Raw genomic sequence first — 19,892 nt, 5'->3', positions numbered from 1 at the left:
ACATTATCATCGACAAACGCTATTCTGACAACGGTTAGCGCAAAAATCCGTCTTAAGCATGAGACGGAAGGGTTGTTTTGAATCGAAACCGGGAAAGGAATAATAATTGGTGTCTGCCCATCTGTGGATGGATAGATTGTTCGACGTCCTCTCGAAAGGAGGGAGAGCTAATGCGTATCGGGAAGTTACGGATGTTGTTGGAACAATACGGGGAAGCCACGCTTCGCGATGTGATTGTCGAGATGTATCGCAACATCCCAAAAACCGTGATTGAAGAGAAAGACATCGACTTTATGGTCAGCCAGTTCACGCGCTATAAAGAACAAAAGTCGTCAGACGAACGGCATTCGCTCTCGCAAACCATCATCCTCGCTGAGCGCTTTGTCGAATTGGCATATGACCATTTATATTTAGTGCCCAATCAAGTGATGAGTGAACGGGATCAAAAAAATTGGTACATTCACGCCAAAAAAATCATTCGCGACCTCGTGCATTATGCTGACGAGGAGCCCGAGGCTCGGACGATGTATGAAGAGATGTTTTTGTTGCTGTCATCTTCAGCTGGAGAAGAGCCTCTATTCACGACGAGTGACCCGTTTCGATTATTAAAGTTGTCCCAGACCTCGATGTTATCCCAGTTGATTCAGTATTATCAACTCGATGCCCCTTCCCCTGCCGTTTGGATCGACCGTTCCTTGTATACCGCACTCCACGTCCCAAAAGATGTCGATTCCACCCGGGTCGATTTACTCTCGACCCTCCTCGAGCAATCGTATAGCATCGCTGAATGGAACTTGCTCCACGAACGTCTCACCACGTTGTGTGACCGGACGTTAGCCAAAGCCCAGACAGACGACAATGCGCTCGCCGATTATCAAGCCTTAAAAATGCTTGAACTGGAGTTACTCGTCGAACGTGGCTTTTTATCCGAAGCCGAACAAAAACTGTTCGCCGAATATATCCCTTTCTTCTCGCATCGTTCCGAACCGTTCAAAGTGTACGTCAATATGCTCGAAAGTCATGGACATACGAATGAAACGAAACGACTGCGACGTCTCGCCAAAGAAAAGCGTATCCAGTTGTAACCTTATGCTGCATACAAAAAAAGGGAGTCAATCGACATCGTCGATTGACTCCAATACATGATATGAACGAGGGGTGTTCATCTGAAAAGGAGGGGAAGTTGGTGCAGAACTTCCTTCCTACACGTTTAGTATAAATCAGATTTGAAACCGCTTCCGTGTCAGATATTGCATTTTTGTGAACGTTTTCACGTTATTCGATGGCATTAATGATGCCTAGGCCGATGACTGACAATAATACGATTAATACAAAAATAAAGACCATCTCATTCGGGGATCGAAACCCCTCATATAGTTCTACCGTTTCGTCGACGATGACATTCTCATGGACCACAATCGGTTCTGTATCCGCTTGCGCCACGAGCGGTGTGCCCGCCAACAACACTACTATCAACCACAATCCCGTGAAATATCGCATAGTCATCTCCTCGGTTCGTTTCTTTACGTCCAGTATAGCATGTCTGTTTCAGAGCCATGACGCGGTTTTTTCTTCGTTTTTTCACCTGTAAAATAATTCTCACACCCTGTCCCACTTCGAAGACGCGCTTTTGTTTCTTTCGCTCCGCTTTTCCACAAACCCATTCCTGAAGCCATTTCTGTGCTTATTTCGAACGAACCGTTCAGGAAAACACCATAAAACTATCCCTATTTCAACCAAAAAATGTTCATCATATTAATACAAGTATTTTTAGTTGGTAACGCTTACAATTTAAGGGTGTTCCAATACTTGTAGAAAGTAGGTTGCTTTCGTGAAGCACACCTTTATCGTCAAAGAAAGCCGACAACTCGAGTCCCATGAACGGTCCATGCTCCATTCTTTTTATCCAATGGGTCAAATCCCACATCTCTTTTGTCTACCTGATGACTGTTATCACTACACTGGATGGTTCCGTAATGAGCCAGTCGCCGCCGTCAACGTAGACTGCACCGATTTCAAAGCCGCGCATGTGATTCGCTTGAGCGACACCACTGGGAAAAATCGCAAGATGTTAAGCGGTTTAATCGATCGGGTCCTTTTCCAACTTCAATCAAAGGTTTGTCACCGCACACTGGTTTCACTAAAGCTCCCAAGTGACGCGCCGGACGATTTGTTGAACGGGGTCCAGGACATTGGATTTCTTTTTCATCATGAAGCGACGCCATATGAGTTCCTTTGCGTGCCGTACACAAAAACAACGTTTGAACATTGGCAATTTTGTATAGAGTATCCGGAGACACATCATGATTGGTTACGAAACCGTAATCAATTTTTCGGACTCTTACCCGGAGCCACCCCTTTTACGGATCGGAAACTTGATTTGCTCCATCGAAGGCAAACCATCTTTTATTCGTTAAAATGGAAAGGCACCGTGGTCGGTACGATGTACGGCGAGATTAAGCAAGGTCGATTGTACCTCCACGAGTTGCATATCGTTGGCCCAAAAGAATTTACTCAAGAAGGCATCTCATTTTTTCAGCAATCATACTATGATAAATTTAAAAAGACAGAATTGATGAGTGTCACTGCCACTTCGATGCAGACACACATCCTGCACGCTTTATACGAGCAAGGTGCCCGTCCGACACCATCATCCACTTATACATTATTGAAGTACTTGACCCCTTCCACAACGACCTAATAAAAAACACGAAACGCCCGCGGTCCGTCAATCAGACTCGTTCGTTTCGTGCTTTTATTCGGCAGCGTTTGTCGAGTCCATCGCGAGCGGTGGCATCTTTTCAAAGAGAGCGGTCCGAAGACCTGTATCACGCCGGTCCAACGATTCAATTCGGTCGAACTGAATTTCACGATCCGTCACACTGAACCAGTACGTGATGTGAGGTTCGTCTGTAAACCGCAAGGCGTAATTCGAACCGTTCAAGTGAAAATCCACTTCTGTGGATAGAAGTTCAGATGGACCAATTTTTTTATGGGTCGTCAAGCGTTCCAGAACGACTTGCTCTTCATTGATCCGATAATCGACAAACGTCGCAAGTGAGAGTCCAAACACAAATGACACCAGCGCGAACGCGCTGATCAATCCAAGAGTGATCTTTCCGTTCATTTCGCCGTCCCTCCCTCCTTTAGTATATCGGATTCCGACAAAACGTTGTGAAGTGACATTTTGTTCAAGTTTCGTCAAACTAGAGCGAGAGGAGGGAACAACCATGCATATTGACCATACCGGAATCGCCGTCCGTGACTTAGACGAGGCGATTGCATTTTACACGACCGTTCTACAAGGGAAGTTGGTCGACCGTTATACGAACACGGCCGTCGGCGTCGAGACGGAGATTGCCGTCATCCACGTTGGTGACGACGTGATTGAACTGTTATTGCCGACGAGCCCGACCAGTCCAATCGCCCGCTTTATGAAAGCACGGGGTAAAGGCGTTCACCATATCGCCTATCGCGTCGAGGATTTGGACGAATCGATTACGTCGCTCAAACGGGACGGTGTGACTTTTTTAGAGGACACGTTGCGGACGACGGCTAAAGGCCGGCGCCTCATCTATATGGACCCCCGCCATTCCGGCGGCGTCATCGTCGAACTGTGCGATTATCCAACAATAAAGCAGTGAGGGGCTTCCCTCACTGCTTTTGTAATGCTTGCTGGATGATATCTCGGTTCTTCGTTTTCAATCGTTCGTTATGGGAAGACACCATCGCCGTTTTCGTCGCGCCCGGATCAATGAATGTTTTCGCCCGATTAACAGCGTTGGCCGCATCTTGAAAAGCGCCGGCAATCAGATGAACTTTCCCTTCATGCATCAAGATGTCGCCCGCTGCATATAACCCCGGCACCGACGACTCACTGCCTGCATTGCCTTTCACGTAAAAATCGTTCACCATCTCGACTTGAAGCTCACATTCCCCGAGAAGCGCCGTATCCTGCTCATATCCATGATTGATGACGACCTCGTCCACTTCCACAATCTCGCGTGCACCTGTCCCGCAATCGACAAGAGCAACAGCGTGAATCGTCGTCCCGTCCCGGGAAATCAAATCATCGATTTGCGTATGCAATCGACAGTCGACCCGTCCACAGAGGAGTTTCTCGACTTGCGACTCATGTCCTTTGAGCGCCTCTTTCCGATACGTCAAAATGACACGTTCGGCAATCGGTTCAAGTTCGTTGGCCCAGTCGATCGCACTGTTGCCGCCACCCGAGATTAACACCGTCTTCCCTTTGAACGCCATGAGCGATTTGACCGTATAGTGCAAGTTGGAGACCTCGAAGCGCTCCGCCCCACTAATATCAATTTTCTGCGGTTGCAGAATCCCACTTCCCGTCGCGACAATGACCGTTTTCGATCGATGTTGCCCTTGCGTCGTATCCAATACGAAATTGCCATCGTGATCTTTCGTCATCGATTCGACCTTTTCTCCGAGCACGACGGTCGGGTCAAACGTCAATCCTTGTTCTACCAATTGTTCGATGAGTCGAGCCCCGGACGTCGGCGTGACACCGCCAACGTCCCAAATCATCTTCTCTGGATAGACATGGATTTTGCCGCCGAGATGCGGTTGAAACTCAATCAATTTCGTTTTCATTCCCCGCAATCCGCTGTAAAACGTCGCATATAACCCGGCCGGTCCGCCTCCAATAATCGTTACATCATATAGGTCCTGTTCGCTCATCGTCCTCACCCTTCCTCCAAACTCCAACGCCACTGATTCTCATTCTCATTCACTATACCGCGAATTCGACCGCTCGACAATGTATTTTGACTTCAAACCAACATTGACACGATGTGCCATGCTTGCTATAGTAAACTCGATATTGAGAATCATTATCATGGGCGTCATCTACGGAAAGGGGAATCCATCATGTCACGGATACATACGACGGATATCGAGGTCGGATATGGGGACAAGACGATTGTAAAACAATTGAGCTTGTCGATTCCCGACCATAAAATTACAACGATTATCGGACCGAACGGTTGTGGAAAATCGACGCTCTTAAAAGCGATGACCCGGATTCTTCCTCCATCAGCCGGCGCGGTGCATTTGGACGGGGCCGACATCGCGAAATGCAACACGAAAGAGATTGCCCGTAAAATGGCCATCTTGCCGCAAACGCCGGAAGGTGCCGGCGGCTTGACGGTGGGCGAACTCGTTTCTTACGGTCGATTCCCGTATCAATCCGGATTTGGACGCCTCTCGAAACACGACCACGAAGTCATCGATTGGGCACTCGATGTGACCGGGACGCTCGCTTATAAAGACCGCAGCGTCGATGCCCTCTCAGGCGGGCAACGTCAACGCGTATGGATTGCGATGGCGCTCGCCCAAGAGACCGATTTAATCTTCTTGGATGAACCGACGACGTATCTCGATTTGGCCCATCAGCTCGAAGTGCTCGAACTGCTCGAAACGCTCAATCGCGAACAAGGACGGACCATCGTCATGGTGCTCCACGATTTGAACCAGGCCGCACGCTTTGCCGATCACATCGTTGCGATGAAAGATGGCGAGGTGCTCGCGACCGGTTCGGCCGAGGAAGTCATTTGCCCGCTCGTGCTCAGACAAGTGTTCCATATCGATGCCATCATCGGTCGCGACCCGCGGACCGAAAAACCGATGTGTCTCACGTACCACTTGATTAAAGATGAGCCGAAAGAAGCGCCCCCTGCCCAGCAGGCTGCCGCAACCTTGCTTGCCAACGCCCGTTAATCTTTCTTGACGTCCCGCACATCGCGAGACGTTTTTTCGTCTCCTGCACGTTAATGAGGAGGAAGACACGGGTAATACATCGAAGGTATTGAAAAAGGAGGCACGTTATGGATTGGCTCGATGGATTATTTATTCTCACCTCGGTCGCTTGGCTATATGAAATGTGGCGATACCGAAACCGGTCCGAACCGACCGATGGCAACAGTGAGCACGCCAGTTTTTATATCGTCTCCTTGATGATGGTCGCCGTATTCGCCGTCTCAATCGGACTTTCTGCTTGGACCGATACACGTCAGGCCACACTGCAACGTCTGCTCGGCCTTAGCGGTTTCATCACCGGTGTCTCACTTCGCTATTGGGGCATCCGACAATTACGACATCAGTTCACCCGCCACGTCGTCGTCCGCCCCGCGGATGAACTCGTCAGTTCAGGACCGTATCGTTATTTACGTCACCCGCTATACACAGGGCTTTTGTTTATTACATTCGGCTTTTCACTCTTTTTCGCGCATTGGATGATTGCGCTCGTCGGAACATGTTTGATGAGTCTCGCCCTTCTATGGCGCATCCATATCGAGGAGAAGATGTTGACGTCTCACTTCGGTACGACGTATCAGACGTGGGCCAAGTCGCGTAAACGGTTAATTCCGTTCATTTATTAAACAACAGCAAAAACAAGCACGCTCGTCTTTACAGACGGGCGTGCTTGTTTAGTTAAACAGAGAAGCGTCCAAGTAGACGGACAATCATGAATCCAGCGAAGAATGAGAGGATACTGAGTACCCACATGATCGTCGTCTCCGGCAGACCGGGGAACACGACTGCGAGTGAGCCGATAACGAGCCCGATGATAACCGAAAACGTCATGCCCGGAAAATGACCGAGCAAATAGCGAATCACTTTGCTGCTGACGATAAAACCAACGGCCACTCCAAGACCGACGATGCCGATAATGAGCAGGTTCAAGTTCGATAACGCGCTGATGACGGTCGGGTACACTCCAATCAAAAGCAATACGAATGACCCGCTGATTCCTGGCAACAACATCGCCATACTACCGAGCCAGCCAGAGAAGAACAACAGAATCGTCGTCCCAGTCGAAAGTTCCGTGATGATGGCTGTATCCACCGGTTTGATGATTGCCATGCTGGCCACGAGAATCGCCCCGATGACCATTGCGACGATGTGCACCGGACGCATGACCGCTCTCGTTCGAAATTCAAAGAAAAGCATCGGGATGATCCCGAGAATCAATCCGATGAAGAAGAACTGGGTCGGTTCATAATATTCGAGCAAGAGGAACTCAATCACACGGCTGAGTCCTAAAATCGCCCCTGCCATCCCAATCCCGAGCGGAATCAAGAACAAGAGGTGCTGTTTCCAATGCCGACTGAAAATACCGCTGATCGCTTCAATCAAACGGTCATAAATTCCTAAAATGACTGCAATCGTCCCGCCGCTGACGCCTGGAATCAAATCACTCGTTCCCATCGCGATGCCACGCAACATATTCTTCCACTCCATACACAATCTCCTTTTTCTCTCTCAATGTTATCAAGCCTATAGTATAGCCGAGTCCCGATCGGTTTGCATCGGTTTCGTGACGTGTTCAGACGTTTCCGTTTACCGCGAGCGTCATATAGTCGAACCGTCCCCCGGATATCACAATCTCCTTCTCTTTCATAAAGCCGAGACGTTCATACAATCGACCCGCTGCCGGGTTCGTCTGATCGACGTTGAGCGTGACATGGGGAATGTTCATATCACGCGCATGAGCAATCGCCTGTCGAATCAAGCTCGTCCCGATGCCGCGTCCGCCAAACGCCGCGTCGACGGCGACCGAGTCGATGTAAAGGACGTCGCCTTCCGTTTCGACATCCAACTCGTCTGGCTGACCGTTCGCCCGAAGCCAATCTTTAATCGGTTCATCGAGCATTGCCGCCTGCTCGCCGTGATACGCAATCAAGATACCTGCAATCGCCGCATCGGATTCGGCCACCCATATGTTCTCGTAGCTCAAGCGGTTGCCAGGCTGACCAATCCACATCGCGAGCCGATCGAGCACGCGCGCTTGATCGGATGTGCCGGTCAATGAATAGGCGATTTCATGAATCGCCGTATAGACGAGCGGTGCAATCTGCAACTGATCGTCCGGTGTCGCTTTTCGAATATTCATCCTTATCGCCTCCACTCAACAGTCTAGCATAAAGCTGTCAACAAATGGTTTGTCAGTTCGTAAAGTGTGGGATGATAGAAACAAAAGGGAGGAGTGCATGATGAAAGCAATTTTGACTGGTATGAACGGGACCGTCGCCCCCGTCGTCGCAGAGACGTTAACGCGACATGGCATCGAGCCCGTGGCGTGGGACCGAACAAAAGTGTCAACCACAGATGAGGCCGAGATGCGACGTTTCATCGAATCGGTACGTCCGAACTACTTTCTCCATATCGGGATGGGTGCCGTCGAATGGGCCGATACGCTCGCTCGTCTGTGCGGAGAATATAACATTCCGTTTCTCTTCACGAGCACCGTCTCGGTGTTCTCTGACAACGTGACAGGGCCGATCACACCGGACACGCCCCCTGACGCGACCGATGAATACGGGGCTTATAAGCGTGCCTGCGAAGAGACGATTGCGCGGACCAATCCCGGCGCTCAAATCGTACGACTCGGTTGGCAAATCGGGAATCGTGCCGGTTCGAATAACATGATGGATTATTTTGAGAACGAGATGAAGCGACATGGCGTCATCGTCGCGAGTGCCCATTGGTATCCATCCTCTTCATTTTTAGAAGATACGGCCGATGCCTTGTTCGAGATTATGACGAAGCGCGGGCCAGGGCTGTATCAATTGAATGGCAATTCGAGCCATTCCTTGTATGATATCGCTTTGGCGCTCAAAGAGCTGCATGATACGTCGTGGCAAATCGAACAGGCAGATGAGCCGAAACGTGACAATCGAATGGTCGATACGACCATCACGGTTCAACCGATTACAAAACGGCTAGCGTTACACACGAAATGAGTCGCCCGCGGGCGACTCATTTATTTGTTCTTTTGAATCTGATTAAGCACGAGCCGGCTCTTCGGTAAACTCGGCAAATCGACAAAGCTATAACTGAGGTCTTGCGGCGGTACCTCGTAACGGTAACGTGTTAGGAATACGTCGATCGTCTCACGCATGATTGCAATCGTCACATGCTCTCCCGCACAGCGGTGTCCGAAATCGACATCCCCGCCGCCTTGCGGAATGAACGTGAACGGACTTTCCGTCCAGTCTTTGAACCGATCGGGGTTGAATGTATCCGGTTCCGTCCACAAGGAAGGGTCATGATTCGTCCCATATAAATCGAGCAAGACGAGCGTCCCTTCTTCGAACGTAAATCCGTTCCACTCGAAATCTTGCTTGACCCTCGCAGCGGTCACGGGGAAAAATGGATAAAAGCGTCTCACTTCTTGGACGAACCATGTCGGTTCGGTCTCACCACGCACCAATCGATCCCGCGCTTCCGGAAATTGGTGGAGCGCCAATACAGTGAACAACACATAAATCGAGACGGCCACGGTCGGGCGCAATATATTGATTACTTCGACAGCAACGACGTCGGCCGGAAGCAGATGACCCGCTTCATCCCGATGCCAAGAAAATTCGTATAACGCCGTTTGTTCGTTTGGGAGAAGCCGGTTCGTCCGCACTTCTTCGACCATGCCACGCACCCACGCTTCGGCCGAGGAGCGGGCCGCACGCCCCCGAACATGTTTTGGTCCGAGCGCAGTCCCAGATTCAAATAGCAATCGCATCTCGTCCGTCCGGCGCGCTACTTCGCTTTCACGGAGCGGGACCCCGGCCCATTCACAGACGGCCCGCATGAGAACTTCTTGCGCCGTGTCATAGAGCACCGTCTCGTCAGCCGACGCGTCGAGCGCCCGTTCCCACTCCCGGCTGACGAGCTTCGTTAACCGCTTGATATTTTGGGGAGACATGAGCGCCATGAACATCTGTTTGCGATGTGTATGGGCCGAGCCGTCTAACGTCTGCACACCATCCTCACCGAATAGTGTTTTCAGCAACCGTTTCGGTGCCGCATCTTTGCGCACGAACTTGTCCGCGTCATAAAACAAGGCTGCCGCCTCGCCGCCTCCGAGACAGATGACGCGTTCGCCGAGCAAGCGTGTTTCAAACAGAGTGGATTGAAAGCTCTTCCGACGGTTCGGGACGTATAAATATCCTTCCCGTAGGAACGCCAGGCTATGATCGAGCCCTTCTTCTTTTGGAATCAGTCGTGTCATCATGATCATCCTCTCCAGTTTCGCTATAAAGGATGTTCCCCTGTTCCTAGCGAACAAACCTATAGGGAAAGGAGGAAATGAAATGCTATCTTTCATCTTGACGTTCCGGCGCATGTTCCGCGGAATTTGGCGTGGCTTGAAGGATGCGGAGTTTCAAGTCTTGTTCAGTCTCGCCTTCCTGACCATCCTCTCCGGAACGCTGTTCTACTCACGCTTCGAAGACATGCGTTGGCTCGATGCCCTGTATTTCAGTGTCGTCACACTCACGACGATCGGCTATGGGGATTTTGTCCCGACGACCGATATCGGCAAAGTGTTCACAATCGGCTATGTCATCACCGGTGTCGGCATCATGGTCGGTTTCATCACGAAAGTGTTCGACCATCTTCAGCAAGCACGGCTCGAAGAGGTTCGCAAACGAAATACGCCACCGTCCCCGTGAGGATGGTGGCGTATTGGTTTAAGAAGCTTTTCGATTTCGATTTTCGAGTTCGAGCTGTTGATTGAATCGCTTCGTCTCGGCAATGACGACACCCGACAAGAACAGTAAGCCAATCAAGTTCGGGATGGCCATCAAGCCGTTGAAGACGTCCGAGAGCGCCCAAACCAAATTGAGGTTCGTCGTCATCGCACCGAGACCGGCAACAAGGACGAACGCGATCCGATACGGAAGAATCGACTTTTGACCGAACAAGTAATGAATCGACCGCTCCCCGTAATACGACCATCCGAGCACCGTCGAATAAGCGAACATGACGAGTCCGATCGTCACGATATAACCGCCGGCTGGTCCAAGGAATTGTTCGAATGTCGCCGTTGTCAATGCGACTCCCTCTAATCCTGAACCGATTTGGCCGCCCATGACGAGCGTGATTCCCGTGACCGAACAGACGATGAGCGTATCGAGGAATACTTGCGTCATCGAGACGAGTGCCTGACGTCCCGGCATATCCGTCTTCGCGGCTGCCGCTGCAATCGGTGCCGAACCGAGACCGGCCTCGTTCGAGAAGACGCCTCGCGCCACCCCATAACGAATGGCCGCCCCAATGGCTCCGCCGCCGATCGCCTCGGCACTGAACGTGCTACTGAAGATGAGGGCGATCGCATCCGGGATGAGCGTAAAGTTCATCACCATGATCAATAAGCCGCTACCGAGATAAAACACGATCATGACCGGTACGAAGTAACTGACGACACGACCGATTGATTTGACACCGCCTAAGATGACCGCACCTGTGAAAATCATAATCAAGATACCAGAAACGTACAATGGCACGTCAAATGTCGTCTTGAGCGCCATCGCGACCGAGTTCGTCTGCACCCCGTTCCCGATCCCGAATGCAGCGAGCGCGGCGAAACCTGCAAATGCGACGGCGAGCCAGCGTTGCTTCAAGCCACGTTCTAAATAATACATCGGCCCCCCGGCCATTTGTCCGCGTTCATCGGTCACCCGATATTTCACGGCGAGCACGGCTTCAGCGTATTTCGTCGCCATGCCGAAGAATCCCGATACCCACATCCAGACGATCGCTCCCGGTCCACCGAGCACGACCGCGGTCGCGACCCCGACGATATTCCCCGTACCGACGGTTGCTGCTAGCGCCGTCATGAGCGCTTGGAAGTGACTGATATCCCCTTTCGACGATTGGTCTTGGTTTTTAGAAAACGCGAGCTTCAATGCGTACGGTAACTTCGTGACTTGAAGTCCCCCGAGCCTTACCGTCAAATAGATGCCTGTCCCCACAAGCAAAATCAATAACGGCGGTCCCCACACAAAGTCCGAAATCGTACCGATGAGTTCACTGAACGATTGACTCATATTGAATTCCCCTTCCCCTTATGTAATCGTACATCTCTATTTTTTCAGAATACTTGGAAGATTGTCAAAAGTATTGTAATAAAACAACCACTCAGTTTGTAAGCTGTATCTAAAACAGCGAGCCGCCGCTTAGACGTCTCGCTGAGAAGGGGGTTTTTCACGTTGTAAGGGAGCGCGCCAATCGAATTCATCCGGCACGTAGTCGAGTCCACCCGCATGGAACGGTTGGCACCGCAATAGACGGCGTGTCGTCAAATATCCACCTTTAAGGGCGCCATGCTTTTCAATCGCCTCGATTCCATAGTGCGAACACGTCGGATAAAAGCGACAAGTCGGCGGTTTCAACGGCGAGATGAACCGCTGATACCCTTGAATTCCCCGCACTAACACTCGTTTCACTCTCATCGCCTCCAGTTTGATTACTGCCATAATAGCTTGCCCGAGCCAGCTTGTCATCTATGGCGGATGCGACAATCGAATGACAAACCGCTCATCTTTTTTTCCTTTGTTTTACAATTTGAGCACGATGGGCGCTATTTGCCTCATCATTTGTTATGATAAGCAACATGTATACGACCGAATCTATATGAAGAGGTGACGAGAATGAATATTTTAATGGTAGGTGCAGGATCGATGAGTGAGTCACTCGTGCGCGGATGGCTTGCCTCAGGTGTGGCGCCTGAACAAATCACGATGACGAACCGGAGTGACCGGACACGTTTGACAGCGCTCCAAGCCGAGCTCGGCGTGCAGATTGTCGACGAAGAGGATGTCAACGCGTATGACATCGTCGTCCTCGCGATGCAACCGGACGGAGTCATTCCTTACGTGCAATCGAAAACGTGGAGCACACCGCTCCTCGTCTCCGTAGCAGCTCATATCGAACCGAGCGAGATTGAAGAGGCGTCAGGTCTCCCTGCCGTCTGCGCGATGCCGAATACCCCAGTCGCTTATCGGAGCGGGATGACCGGACTCTGGTTTGGCCCAGAGACCGATGATATGGTCCGTGAAACCGCGACGGCGCTGTTTGAACGCGTCGGACGGACGGCCGTGACGGATGCGAAGACGATGTCCGCCTTCATGGCTGCCGCTGGATGCAGTCCCGCTTTCTTTTATGAGATTGTCGGTTCAATGACGCCCGTCTTGACCGATGCCGGTTTCGATGAAGCGACGGCGCGCCAAATCGTGGCCCAGGCGATGAAAGGATCGGCTGAACTGTTGCTTCACGAGACACGGCCGACGAATGACTTGATTGCGGACGTGGCCGCACCAGACGGTCCGACCGACCGCGGTGTTGGCGTGCTCCGATCGCGCGATTTAGCGGACGTCATGGCGTCGGCCCTTCGCGAAAGTGCGAGAGAAGAAGTCGAACAACCGAAGAAATAAAAAAATCCGAGAGACGCATCGCGTTTCTCGGATTTTTTCATTGGACGATATGTAAGATGGAGACGATGACCGCGACCATCAAGATTCCCGGCAATAAGTTCGCGACGCGAATCCGCGTGATGCCGACCAAGTTCAACCCGATTGCGACAATCATGACACCACCGGTCGCCGTCATCTCTAAAATGAAATCATCCATGAGCGACTCCGGGATGAACTTCATGATTTGAATGGCGAGCAAGGCGATTGCTCCTTGATATAAGAGCACAGGCACGGCCGAGAACATGACCCCGATGCCGAGCGTCGAGCTGAGCACGAGTGCCGTAAAGCCATCAATCAACCCTTTCGTGTACAGGACGTCATGATCTCCACGCAACCCGCTGTCGAGCGCGCCGATGACGGCCATTGCCCCAATGACGAAGATGAGCGTCGCCGTGATGAAGCCTTCGGCGATACTTGACTTGCTCTTGCCGCCGAGGCGGCGTTCCAATTGATAGCCGACCTCGTTCAATTTCTCATCGAGCTTCCACCATTCCCCGAGGGCGGCCCCGATGACGAGACTGCCGATGACGATTAAAAAGTTCTCACTCTTCATCCCCATTTGAACGCCAAGCAAGACGACGGCGAGACCGATGGCTGCGGTGACCGTCTCTTTCATTCGTTCGGGGATGCGGTGAAACAAGAGTCCAAGTAATGTGCCAATCACGATCAACGCCGCGTTGACGATTGTTCCGGTTAAGACCATTGGATTATTCCCCGTTTCTGTATGTATTGAGAGGAATATACCAACTGTTTATGTGGGCTGTCAATTGAAAGAAAAACAAAAAAAAGCCACTTCTCGCAAGAAGTGGCATCGCGGAAACCCACGTTCCTATGGGTTTCGCATCGGGTTTGGCACCCAAGTGATTCTGACTGGGCTCGAACCAGCGACCTCTACCCTGTCAAGGTAGCGCTCTCCCAGCTGAGCTACAGAATCAGGTCGTGTCCTCTCTTAAGGACACTATTAATATATCAAGAAACTAATGCCTTGGCAACTGTTTTTTAAAACTTTTTTTAGTTTTTTTTAGCGCGTCATTTCTTCCCGTTTCATATGGCGGCATAATCGCTCTAAATCACCGGCATATACCGAGACGAGCATGCCTTGATATTCGGTATCCCGATCCCAATGCAGCCCATTCGCTTTCGCGACCCGCTGCGACGGGACGTTGTCCGGATGGATCAAGGAGATGATGTCCTTTTCTCCGGTTTCAAACGCGTAACGCATGAGACGGGCCGCCGCCTCGCGTCCATAGCCCATGTGCCAATGCTTCGGCGCCAACCAATATCCGACCTCAAGTTCAATCGTCCCATCGAGTTCGTGGAGCAACGTACCGGCATGTCCAATCGGCTCATCACTCTCATGCGTCATCAATTTGAGCAATCCGGTTTGGCGACCCGTCTGATAGCGGGCCAACTGGCGCTCGAACCATTCAATCGTCTGCTCGTCCGTATATGGCTTACCATCCTGGCTGATGAAGCGCATCACCCGCGGATCTTGGAGTAACGATTTCACGAAATAAAAATCGGCAATCGTGTAAGGTTCAAGTCGCAGACGTTCGGATTGCAGTTTGACAAGATTCATCGTCCCCGCCCCTTTCGTTCACAGTCTGAACTATTCAATTCCCGTTTTTATTCCGGTTCAATCCTGTTTAGGCGACAACTTTCAATCCGATGACGCTCCCGATAATGAGTAACAGAAAAAAGATACGCCAGCGATCTCGCGATTCGTTCAAATATAGCATACCGAGCACGACGCCACCGGCCGCCCCGATCCCGACCCAAATCGAATACGCCAGCCCGAGCGGGAGCGTCTCGAGGGAACGCGACAATAAATAAAAACTTAAGGCAAACGTTCCGACGGATAGAACAGTCCATTTAAAAATTTGATAACCTTTCGATTTTCCCATCCAAAAGACGGCCATCATCTCGGCAAGACCCGCGCCAATCAAAAATACCCAACTCATGCCGATTCCCCTCCCGTCACTTGTTTCAATCCAATTACACCGATGAGGAGCGTCGCGATAAAGACGAGCTTCATCCCGGTCAGTGCCTCATCGAACAAGACCGCCCCGACGATGACCGTTCCGACGGCCCCGATTCCAGTAAACACGGCATAACCGGTCCCGGCCGGTAACGTCCGGAACGACATCGCCAACAATCCAAAGCTCACAATTAATAGGAAAACGGTCACCACACTCGGACCGAGCACCGTGAATCCGTTCGACAGTTTCATCGTCGTGGCCCAGACGATTTCAAGTAGACCGGCGAGAATGAGCCAGATCCAGGCCGTTTGATTTTGTTTCATGTCCATCCGACTCCTTTCTTATAGATGGTAAATGCGGCTTGTTGCCGCTTGACGCGATTCGTCTCGAGCGTGAAGAGCGAGATGAGCGCGCCATCGAGAAAACAATAGTAGGCATCGTAGACGTCCTCGAGCGACTGTTCCGGTAACGCGCCTTGCTCCATCGCCAATCGAAACTGTTCTTTTTCAAACGCTTGTAAATCTGTTTCGACCGATCCGAGCGTCGTCTCGATGAACGAACGCAATTCTGGCGGCGGGACGAGCAGCATCCGCTTCGTCAGCATCCACGTTTCCTCTTCCTCAAAGAAGCGAATCAACGTCTTGACGATGGCCTCGATCCGTTCGAGCGGCGCCGCGCCCTCCGTGGCGTCCCGTACTTCTCGCCAGACGCGATCGTAACGATTTGCCATGTCCTCGACGACCTGTTTGAACAGCTGTTCTTTTCCTTCGATATGAGCGTATAACGATGCTTTCTTAATGCCGACATCCTCGGCTAGTGCCGCTAATGATAGTCCTTCATACCCTTCAAGCGCAAAGCGCCGTCGTGCCGCGAGTTCAATCCGTTGTTTCGTGTTCATGCTCTGTCGTCCCCTTTCTTCTCTCATTACTTTACCTAACGAACGGTAGGTAGTCAAGTGTCGTGATTGCATTCTGCTGCCACACCCGGCAAACTAAAACCAGTTGACTGCGAAAGGAGCGCCTTACATGCTTGAGCAATTCAGTTTCACCTTACCTACAGAGACGATACGTGGTCGGAAGCGGATCGTCCGCGTCTATCGTCCCGACTTCGTTTCCCCTGACGAACGGATCCCGGTGCTCTATATGCACGACGGTCAAAACGTGTTCGACGGCAAGACCGCCACGATCGGCGAAGGTTGGTCGATTGACCGCCACATCGAAGACTTACAATTGCCGCTCATGGTCGTCGCCATCACGAGCGCCCCGGACTGGCTCGACCGCTACGATGAGTATTCGTTTTATGAGGATGAGATGCTGTATCGCCGAATCGGGCCAGAACTCGCCAAGACACGGCCCACGCTCGGCGGGAGAGGTCGGGCTTATGCCGACTGGCTCATGCAAGAGTTGAAGCCATGGATTGACGACCGCTACGCGACCGACCCGGACGACGTCGGCGTGATGGGCAGCTCGATGGGCGGTGTCATCTCGCTCTATATGATGACGGCCTATCCGTCCATCCGGCGCGTCGGCTCGCTCTCGACGGCCGCCTGGGCCAATCTCGACTCGCTCATTCGGGAAGTGAAGCAGGCCGAATTGACGGCCCGCTTATATATGGATATCGGGACGAACGAGACGAGCGGACCGATCACGCCCGAAGATTACTTATATACGAATGCGAAACTCGTCGAGACGGTCGCGCGAACAGGAATCGCCTTCCGATATGAGGTCGAGCCCGGTGCCGTCCATAATGAAATCGCGTGGCGGCGACGGCTACCGAACGCCCTCGCCTTTCTCTATGAATTAACGTAAAAAAAGAGACGAATTCCACGAAGGGATTCGTCTCTTGCTTGATTAGATGACCCAGTTACCGTCACGCATAATGGCTTCGCGTGAACCGTCTTCGAGTTCGCCGTCGATGTTCATCTCGGCCGAACCAATCATGAAGTCGACGTGTGTCATCGAGTCGTTCGCACCGTTCTCGGCGAGCTCTTCGGCTGACATTTGCGGTCCGCCTTCGAGACATGTCGAGTAGGCGCGTCCGAGCGCCAAATGACACGATGCGTTCTCATCGAACAACGTGTTATAGAAGAGGAGACCCGAGTTCGAGATGGGTGAGTCGTCCGGCACGAGCGCGACTTCTCCGATGCGGCGCGCCCCTTCGTCGAGATTCAACAGCTCGTCGAGTGCCTGTTGGCCTTGTTTCGCTTCCGCCTTCACGACTTTCCCGCCTTCGAACCAGAGCGTGAACCCATCGATCAAGTTGCCGCTATAGCTGAGCGGTTTCGTGCTCGACACATGTCCTTCGACCGAGTCTTTATCGGCGAGTGTGAACACTTCTTCCGTCGGCATGTTGGCGATAAAATCGACACCATCGATGTTCGGACCGCCGCCACCAAGGAAGACGTGCTTCTTCGGCAAGCCGATCGTCAATTCCGTGCCCGGTGCCTTGTAGTGGAGCTTCGTGTACTTCTTGTTCGTAAGTAACGTCGCCCGTTCACGGAGCGATGTGTCATGCGCATCCCACGCCGCGACGACATCCGGTTGATCCATACGCGTCGCTTCGAAAATCGCTTTCCAAAGGGCCGGTACAGCGTCTTCACGGTCTGGGAATACTTTCTTCGCCCACGCTTCCGAAGCGCCAGCTACGATTGACCAGCTCACGTTGTCGCTCATGACGTATTTACGCCATTTGGCGAGTGCCACGCCGGCAGCACGGTTCGAGTCCGCGATGCGTGACGACTCGACGCCGTTCAGTGCGTCCGGGTCGTCGCTGACGATTGATAGGAAGGCCGTCTTCTCTTCTGCCAAATGCTCAAAGCGTGCCTTGAGCCATTCCGGGTATTCTTTGAAAGCATCGGCCGGGGCGTTGAAGTAACGGACTTTCGTCGTCTCTTCGTCGCTCCAGTTGACATACACTTGTTTCGCGCCAGCCGCGTAAGCTGCTTTCACGATTTGACGGACGAGTGGTGCCTGGCTAATATCAGCTCGGACTTCGAGCTGTTGGCCCGGCTGAATGTTGACGCCTTTTTTGACGGCAAGCTCAGCGTAGCGGGCAAATTCTGCCTCGGTCGGCATGGTTACAGTAGACATATGTACAGTTCCTCCTTTTTCACTTATTTCTATTTTCTTAAATTTTCGGAAAAGTTGCAACCAAATCGCAAAAACGGGCATATTAGTAGATGAAGACAGAAGGAGGAATATACATGTCAGATTGGAAAACGACGTACACACACTTTTTAACAAGCGCGACCGAGGACTATCGCGAGAAGGAAAAACTGGGTGATCTCTTGGTCCAAGGTGAACTCGCTCTCGCTAAAGTGACGGTCGACGTCGCGTCAAGCGAGATTAGCAATATCGAGCGGGAAGAAGAACTGACGCTCTACTTCCAAATGAAACAGTTGCTCAATATGTTGCGCGCCGTCTATAACAATCAGTTCGAGATGCAGGCGGACAAACAACACGCTCTTGTCGCTGCGATTCTATATTTCGTGTCCCCATTCGACGCGATTCCGGACGACGCGCCGCTCGGCTTATTTGATGACGCCCAAGTCATCGATTACGTCCACGAGCAGCTCGCGAGCGATATCGACCGCTTTCATAACGAATTGTAATCGGTCAACGCTTGATATTCCGACATCGTCGGAGTACGCTTGAGTGAGTTTAAGTCAAAGGGGGCGTATGGCACCTAGCCATCATCTATGTACGCAAAATCAAGAAAACGGATTGCCGTCGAGACGACGCTGTTCATCATCGCCGGAACGATTCTGCAATCAATCTTTGTCGGATTACTGCTCAAGCCAAACGAAATCGGATCCGGCGGCATCGTCGGAATCACGCTCATTATCAATGAACTGTTCGGCACGCCGATCGGGTTCAGCCAACTTCTATTAAATATCCCCCTTTTCATTATCGGGATTAAATATTTAGGCAAACGGTTCATTCTCATGACCGGACTCGTCGTCGTCTTATCATCCATTTTGATTGACACGTTGCCCGTACTCATCCCGCCGACACCGCTCGATGACCCACTCGTCGCCTCGGTGTTCAGTGGCATCGTCTCCGGACTCGGCCTCGCCCTGCTCTTGTTCGCAGGCGCTTCGACCGGCGGACTCGACATTCTCGGGAAAGTCATTTATACGAACAACCGGAACTTATCACTCCCAAAAATCTTTTTGACACAAGATATCATCGTCTATATCCTCGTGTTCATCACGTTCGATATTAAAGCCGTCATGTATGCGCTCGTGCTCAGCTTCGTCCGGTCGCGGACGTTGTTGACGATTCACCGGTTCTTCTCGGCACAAAAGCAGTGCTTCATCATCTGTAAGAAAGCCGACGAAATCAACCTCGTCATCAAGCAGAACTTGAAGCGCGGTGTCACGATCATGGACGCGACGGGCGGTTATTCGAACGATTCGAAGAAGATGTTATATGTCGTCGTTCAGAACAACGAGATTCCAAAACTGCGTCAAATCGTCTCTGAGATTGATTCGGAAGCGTTCGTCACCGTCTCGGAAATCGATTCGGTCGTCGGTAACTTTAAAGAACATTCGTATACACTTTAATCGACAGCAACTCGCTGTCGATTTTTTTGTGTAACAAACGCATGAACAATCCGATAATAATGGTGAGCCTCT

At 51.5% G+C, this 19,892-nt stretch carries 25 protein-coding genes and 1 tRNA gene; 11 read left to right on the top strand and 15 right to left on the bottom strand.

Annotated features, from left to right (window positions below):
• The first annotated feature begins 170 nt into the window (after positions 1-170).
• Positions 171-1,085, top strand: a complete 915-nt coding sequence (locus KNO58_RS11455; protein ID WP_214754013.1) for a hypothetical protein — start codon at positions 171-173, stop codon at positions 1,083-1,085.
• A 190-nt stretch (positions 1,086-1,275) separates the two neighbouring features.
• On the opposite strand, the gene KNO58_RS11450 is transcribed toward KNO58_RS11455, so the two are convergent.
• The gene (locus tag KNO58_RS11450; protein ID WP_251026221.1) at positions 1,276-1,500 is read right to left on the bottom strand and encodes a hypothetical protein; all 225 of its coding nucleotides are present in this window, start codon (positions 1,498-1,500) and stop codon (positions 1,276-1,278) included.
• Positions 1,501-1,831: 331 nt separating this feature from the next.
• On the opposite strand from KNO58_RS11450, the gene KNO58_RS11445 reads away from it, so the two are divergent.
• Positions 1,832-2,701: a hypothetical protein gene (locus KNO58_RS11445; protein ID WP_214754011.1), complete on the top strand. Its 870-nt coding sequence runs from the start codon at positions 1,832-1,834 to the stop codon at positions 2,699-2,701.
• A 54-nt stretch (positions 2,702-2,755) separates the two neighbouring features.
• Here KNO58_RS11445 and KNO58_RS11440 read toward each other — a convergent pair whose 3' ends face one another.
• Positions 2,756-3,127 (bottom strand): hypothetical protein, encoded by a 372-nt coding sequence (locus KNO58_RS11440; RefSeq protein WP_214754009.1) that lies wholly within the window; start codon positions 3,125-3,127, stop codon positions 2,756-2,758.
• A 103-nt stretch (positions 3,128-3,230) separates the two neighbouring features.
• Here KNO58_RS11440 and KNO58_RS11435 point away from each other — a divergent pair, with 103 nt between their 5' ends.
• Positions 3,231-3,644, top strand: a complete 414-nt coding sequence (locus KNO58_RS11435) for a VOC family protein (RefSeq protein ID WP_214754007.1) — start codon at positions 3,231-3,233, stop codon at positions 3,642-3,644.
• Positions 3,645-3,654: 10 nt separating this feature from the next.
• Here the strand turns inward: KNO58_RS11435 and KNO58_RS11430 are convergent, their stop codons facing one another.
• On the bottom strand, positions 3,655-4,704 hold the full coding sequence (locus KNO58_RS11430) for an NAD(P)/FAD-dependent oxidoreductase (RefSeq protein ID WP_214754005.1): 1,050 nt from the start codon (positions 4,702-4,704) through the stop codon (positions 3,655-3,657).
• A gap of 189 nt (positions 4,705-4,893) precedes the next feature.
• Between KNO58_RS11430 and KNO58_RS11425 the strand changes: the two genes are divergently transcribed.
• Together KNO58_RS11425 and KNO58_RS11420 are read left to right on the top strand one after the other, a co-directional pair.
• On the top strand, positions 4,894-5,742 hold the full coding sequence (locus KNO58_RS11425) for an ABC transporter ATP-binding protein (RefSeq protein WP_214754003.1): 849 nt from the start codon (positions 4,894-4,896) through the stop codon (positions 5,740-5,742).
• A 107-nt stretch (positions 5,743-5,849) separates the two neighbouring features.
• Positions 5,850-6,404, top strand: a complete 555-nt coding sequence (locus KNO58_RS11420; RefSeq protein WP_214754000.1) for a methyltransferase family protein — start codon at positions 5,850-5,852, stop codon at positions 6,402-6,404.
• A gap of 52 nt (positions 6,405-6,456) precedes the next feature.
• Here KNO58_RS11420 and KNO58_RS11415 read toward each other — a convergent pair whose 3' ends face one another.
• Together KNO58_RS11415 and KNO58_RS11410 are read right to left on the bottom strand one after the other, a co-directional pair.
• On the bottom strand, positions 6,457-7,266 hold the full coding sequence (locus KNO58_RS11415; protein ID WP_214753998.1) for a DUF368 domain-containing protein: 810 nt from the start codon (positions 7,264-7,266) through the stop codon (positions 6,457-6,459).
• A gap of 85 nt (positions 7,267-7,351) precedes the next feature.
• Complete coding sequence (locus KNO58_RS11410) at positions 7,352-7,918, bottom strand: GNAT family N-acetyltransferase (protein WP_214753996.1); 567 nt, start codon at positions 7,916-7,918, stop codon at positions 7,352-7,354.
• A gap of 97 nt (positions 7,919-8,015) precedes the next feature.
• Between KNO58_RS11410 and KNO58_RS11405 the strand changes: the two genes are divergently transcribed.
• On the top strand, positions 8,016-8,768 hold the full coding sequence (locus KNO58_RS11405) for a sugar nucleotide-binding protein (RefSeq protein ID WP_251026220.1): 753 nt from the start codon (positions 8,016-8,018) through the stop codon (positions 8,766-8,768).
• A gap of 20 nt (positions 8,769-8,788) precedes the next feature.
• On the opposite strand, the gene cypC is transcribed toward KNO58_RS11405, so the two are convergent.
• Positions 8,789-10,036 (bottom strand): CYP152 family fatty-acid peroxygenase CypC, encoded by a 1,248-nt coding sequence (gene cypC / locus KNO58_RS11400; protein ID WP_312845876.1) that lies wholly within the window; start codon positions 10,034-10,036, stop codon positions 8,789-8,791.
• Between the two features lie 79 nt (positions 10,037-10,115).
• Between cypC and KNO58_RS11395 the strand changes: the two genes are divergently transcribed.
• Complete coding sequence (locus KNO58_RS11395; RefSeq protein WP_021065264.1) at positions 10,116-10,475, top strand: potassium channel family protein; 360 nt, start codon at positions 10,116-10,118, stop codon at positions 10,473-10,475.
• 18 nt (positions 10,476-10,493) lie between these two features.
• Here KNO58_RS11395 and KNO58_RS11390 read toward each other — a convergent pair whose 3' ends face one another.
• Together KNO58_RS11390 and yidD are read right to left on the bottom strand one after the other, a co-directional pair.
• Positions 10,494-11,852, bottom strand: a complete 1,359-nt coding sequence (locus KNO58_RS11390) for an alanine/glycine:cation symporter family protein (RefSeq protein WP_214753994.1) — start codon at positions 11,850-11,852, stop codon at positions 10,494-10,496.
• Positions 11,853-11,981: 129 nt separating this feature from the next.
• The gene (gene yidD, locus KNO58_RS11385; protein ID WP_251026219.1) at positions 11,982-12,257 is read right to left on the bottom strand and encodes a membrane protein insertion efficiency factor YidD; all 276 of its coding nucleotides are present in this window, start codon (positions 12,255-12,257) and stop codon (positions 11,982-11,984) included.
• A gap of 198 nt (positions 12,258-12,455) precedes the next feature.
• On the opposite strand from yidD, the gene KNO58_RS11380 reads away from it, so the two are divergent.
• Entirely contained in the window at positions 12,456-13,238 is a 783-nt protein-coding gene (locus tag KNO58_RS11380; protein ID WP_214753990.1) for a pyrroline-5-carboxylate reductase family protein, read from the top strand.
• A 37-nt stretch (positions 13,239-13,275) separates the two neighbouring features.
• On the opposite strand, the gene KNO58_RS11375 is transcribed toward KNO58_RS11380, so the two are convergent.
• The 6 genes from KNO58_RS11375 to KNO58_RS11350 form a co-directional block, all read right to left on the bottom strand.
• Positions 13,276-13,980: a DUF554 domain-containing protein gene (locus KNO58_RS11375; RefSeq protein ID WP_021065260.1), complete on the bottom strand. Its 705-nt coding sequence runs from the start codon at positions 13,978-13,980 to the stop codon at positions 13,276-13,278.
• Positions 13,981-14,138: 158 nt separating this feature from the next.
• Positions 14,139-14,211, bottom strand: a tRNA-Val gene (locus KNO58_RS11370).
• A gap of 87 nt (positions 14,212-14,298) precedes the next feature.
• The gene (locus KNO58_RS11365) at positions 14,299-14,856 is read right to left on the bottom strand and encodes a GNAT family N-acetyltransferase (protein WP_214753988.1); all 558 of its coding nucleotides are present in this window, start codon (positions 14,854-14,856) and stop codon (positions 14,299-14,301) included.
• A gap of 67 nt (positions 14,857-14,923) precedes the next feature.
• Positions 14,924-15,238, bottom strand: a complete 315-nt coding sequence (locus KNO58_RS11360; protein ID WP_214753986.1) for a DMT family transporter — start codon at positions 15,236-15,238, stop codon at positions 14,924-14,926.
• Positions 15,235-15,585, bottom strand: coding sequence for a DMT family transporter (locus tag KNO58_RS11355; protein WP_214753984.1), 351 nt, complete (start codon positions 15,583-15,585; stop codon positions 15,235-15,237). Before KNO58_RS11355 ends, KNO58_RS11360 begins: the two co-directional genes overlap by 4 nt.
• Positions 15,576-16,154: a TetR/AcrR family transcriptional regulator gene (locus KNO58_RS11350; RefSeq protein WP_214753982.1), complete on the bottom strand. Its 579-nt coding sequence runs from the start codon at positions 16,152-16,154 to the stop codon at positions 15,576-15,578. Before KNO58_RS11350 ends, KNO58_RS11355 begins: the two co-directional genes overlap by 10 nt.
• 127 nt (positions 16,155-16,281) lie before the next feature.
• Between KNO58_RS11350 and KNO58_RS11345 the strand changes: the two genes are divergently transcribed.
• Positions 16,282-17,064, top strand: coding sequence for an alpha/beta hydrolase (locus KNO58_RS11345; protein ID WP_214753980.1), 783 nt, complete (start codon positions 16,282-16,284; stop codon positions 17,062-17,064).
• Between the two features lie 42 nt (positions 17,065-17,106).
• Here KNO58_RS11345 and KNO58_RS11340 read toward each other — a convergent pair whose 3' ends face one another.
• Positions 17,107-18,345, bottom strand: coding sequence for an aminopeptidase (locus KNO58_RS11340; RefSeq protein ID WP_214753978.1), 1,239 nt, complete (start codon positions 18,343-18,345; stop codon positions 17,107-17,109).
• A gap of 113 nt (positions 18,346-18,458) precedes the next feature.
• On the opposite strand from KNO58_RS11340, the gene KNO58_RS11335 reads away from it, so the two are divergent.
• Together KNO58_RS11335 and KNO58_RS11330 are read left to right on the top strand one after the other, a co-directional pair.
• On the top strand, positions 18,459-18,866 hold the full coding sequence (locus KNO58_RS11335; RefSeq protein ID WP_214753976.1) for a YkvA family protein: 408 nt from the start codon (positions 18,459-18,461) through the stop codon (positions 18,864-18,866).
• Positions 18,867-18,953: 87 nt separating this feature from the next.
• The gene (locus tag KNO58_RS11330; protein ID WP_214753974.1) at positions 18,954-19,820 is read left to right on the top strand and encodes a YitT family protein; all 867 of its coding nucleotides are present in this window, start codon (positions 18,954-18,956) and stop codon (positions 19,818-19,820) included.
• The last annotated feature ends 72 nt before the right edge of the window (positions 19,821-19,892 follow it).

It is taken from the genome of Exiguobacterium sp. J17977, from assembly GCF_018616375.1.
Classification (GTDB): domain Bacteria; phylum Bacillota; class Bacilli; order Exiguobacteriales; family Exiguobacteriaceae; genus Exiguobacterium; species Exiguobacterium mexicanum.
Note: the sequence above shows the minus strand (reverse complement) of the source record. Positions and strands in the feature narration are given on the sequence as shown.

Excerpts from the sequence above, each read along its gene's own strand:
- KNO58_RS11455 (WP_214754013.1), top strand. The coding sequence starts at position 171 with ATGCGTATCGGGAAGTTACGGATGTTGTTGGAACAATACGGGGAAGCC.
- KNO58_RS11450 (WP_251026221.1), bottom strand. The coding sequence starts at position 1,500 with ATGCGATATTTCACGGGATTGTGGTTGATAGTAGTGTTGTTGGCGGGC.
- KNO58_RS11440 (WP_214754009.1), bottom strand. The coding sequence starts at position 3,127 with ATGAACGGAAAGATCACTCTTGGATTGATCAGCGCGTTCGCGCTGGTG.
- KNO58_RS11435 (WP_214754007.1), top strand. The coding sequence starts at position 3,231 with ATGCATATTGACCATACCGGAATCGCCGTCCGTGACTTAGACGAGGCG.
- KNO58_RS11430 (WP_214754005.1), bottom strand. The coding sequence starts at position 4,704 with ATGAGCGAACAGGACCTATATGATGTAACGATTATTGGAGGCGGACCG.
- KNO58_RS11425 (WP_214754003.1), top strand. The coding sequence starts at position 4,894 with ATGTCACGGATACATACGACGGATATCGAGGTCGGATATGGGGACAAG.
- KNO58_RS11420 (WP_214754000.1), top strand. The coding sequence starts at position 5,850 with ATGGATTGGCTCGATGGATTATTTATTCTCACCTCGGTCGCTTGGCTA.
- KNO58_RS11415 (WP_214753998.1), bottom strand. The coding sequence starts at position 7,266 with ATGGAGTGGAAGAATATGTTGCGTGGCATCGCGATGGGAACGAGTGAT.
- KNO58_RS11410 (WP_214753996.1), bottom strand. The coding sequence starts at position 7,918 with ATGAATATTCGAAAAGCGACACCGGACGATCAGTTGCAGATTGCACCG.
- KNO58_RS11405 (WP_251026220.1), top strand. The coding sequence starts at position 8,016 with ATGATGAAAGCAATTTTGACTGGTATGAACGGGACCGTCGCCCCCGTC.
- cypC (WP_312845876.1), bottom strand. The coding sequence starts at position 10,036 with ATGATGACACGACTGATTCCAAAAGAAGAAGGGCTCGATCATAGCCTG.
- KNO58_RS11395 (WP_021065264.1), top strand. The coding sequence starts at position 10,116 with ATGCTATCTTTCATCTTGACGTTCCGGCGCATGTTCCGCGGAATTTGG.
- KNO58_RS11390 (WP_214753994.1), bottom strand. The coding sequence starts at position 11,852 with ATGAGTCAATCGTTCAGTGAACTCATCGGTACGATTTCGGACTTTGTG.
- yidD (WP_251026219.1), bottom strand. The coding sequence starts at position 12,257 with ATGAGAGTGAAACGAGTGTTAGTGCGGGGAATTCAAGGGTATCAGCGG.
- KNO58_RS11380 (WP_214753990.1), top strand. The coding sequence starts at position 12,456 with ATGAATATTTTAATGGTAGGTGCAGGATCGATGAGTGAGTCACTCGTG.
- KNO58_RS11375 (WP_021065260.1), bottom strand. The coding sequence starts at position 13,980 with ATGGTCTTAACCGGAACAATCGTCAACGCGGCGTTGATCGTGATTGGC.
- KNO58_RS11365 (WP_214753988.1), bottom strand. The coding sequence starts at position 14,856 with ATGAATCTTGTCAAACTGCAATCCGAACGTCTGCGACTTGAACCTTAC.
- KNO58_RS11360 (WP_214753986.1), bottom strand. The coding sequence starts at position 15,238 with ATGAGTTGGGTATTTTTGATTGGCGCGGGTCTTGCCGAGATGATGGCC.
- KNO58_RS11355 (WP_214753984.1), bottom strand. The coding sequence starts at position 15,585 with ATGGACATGAAACAAAATCAAACGGCCTGGATCTGGCTCATTCTCGCC.
- KNO58_RS11350 (WP_214753982.1), bottom strand. The coding sequence starts at position 16,154 with ATGAACACGAAACAACGGATTGAACTCGCGGCACGACGGCGCTTTGCG.
- KNO58_RS11345 (WP_214753980.1), top strand. The coding sequence starts at position 16,282 with ATGCTTGAGCAATTCAGTTTCACCTTACCTACAGAGACGATACGTGGT.
- KNO58_RS11340 (WP_214753978.1), bottom strand. The coding sequence starts at position 18,345 with ATGTCTACTGTAACCATGCCGACCGAGGCAGAATTTGCCCGCTACGCT.
- KNO58_RS11335 (WP_214753976.1), top strand. The coding sequence starts at position 18,459 with ATGTCAGATTGGAAAACGACGTACACACACTTTTTAACAAGCGCGACC.
- KNO58_RS11330 (WP_214753974.1), top strand. The coding sequence starts at position 18,954 with ATGTACGCAAAATCAAGAAAACGGATTGCCGTCGAGACGACGCTGTTC.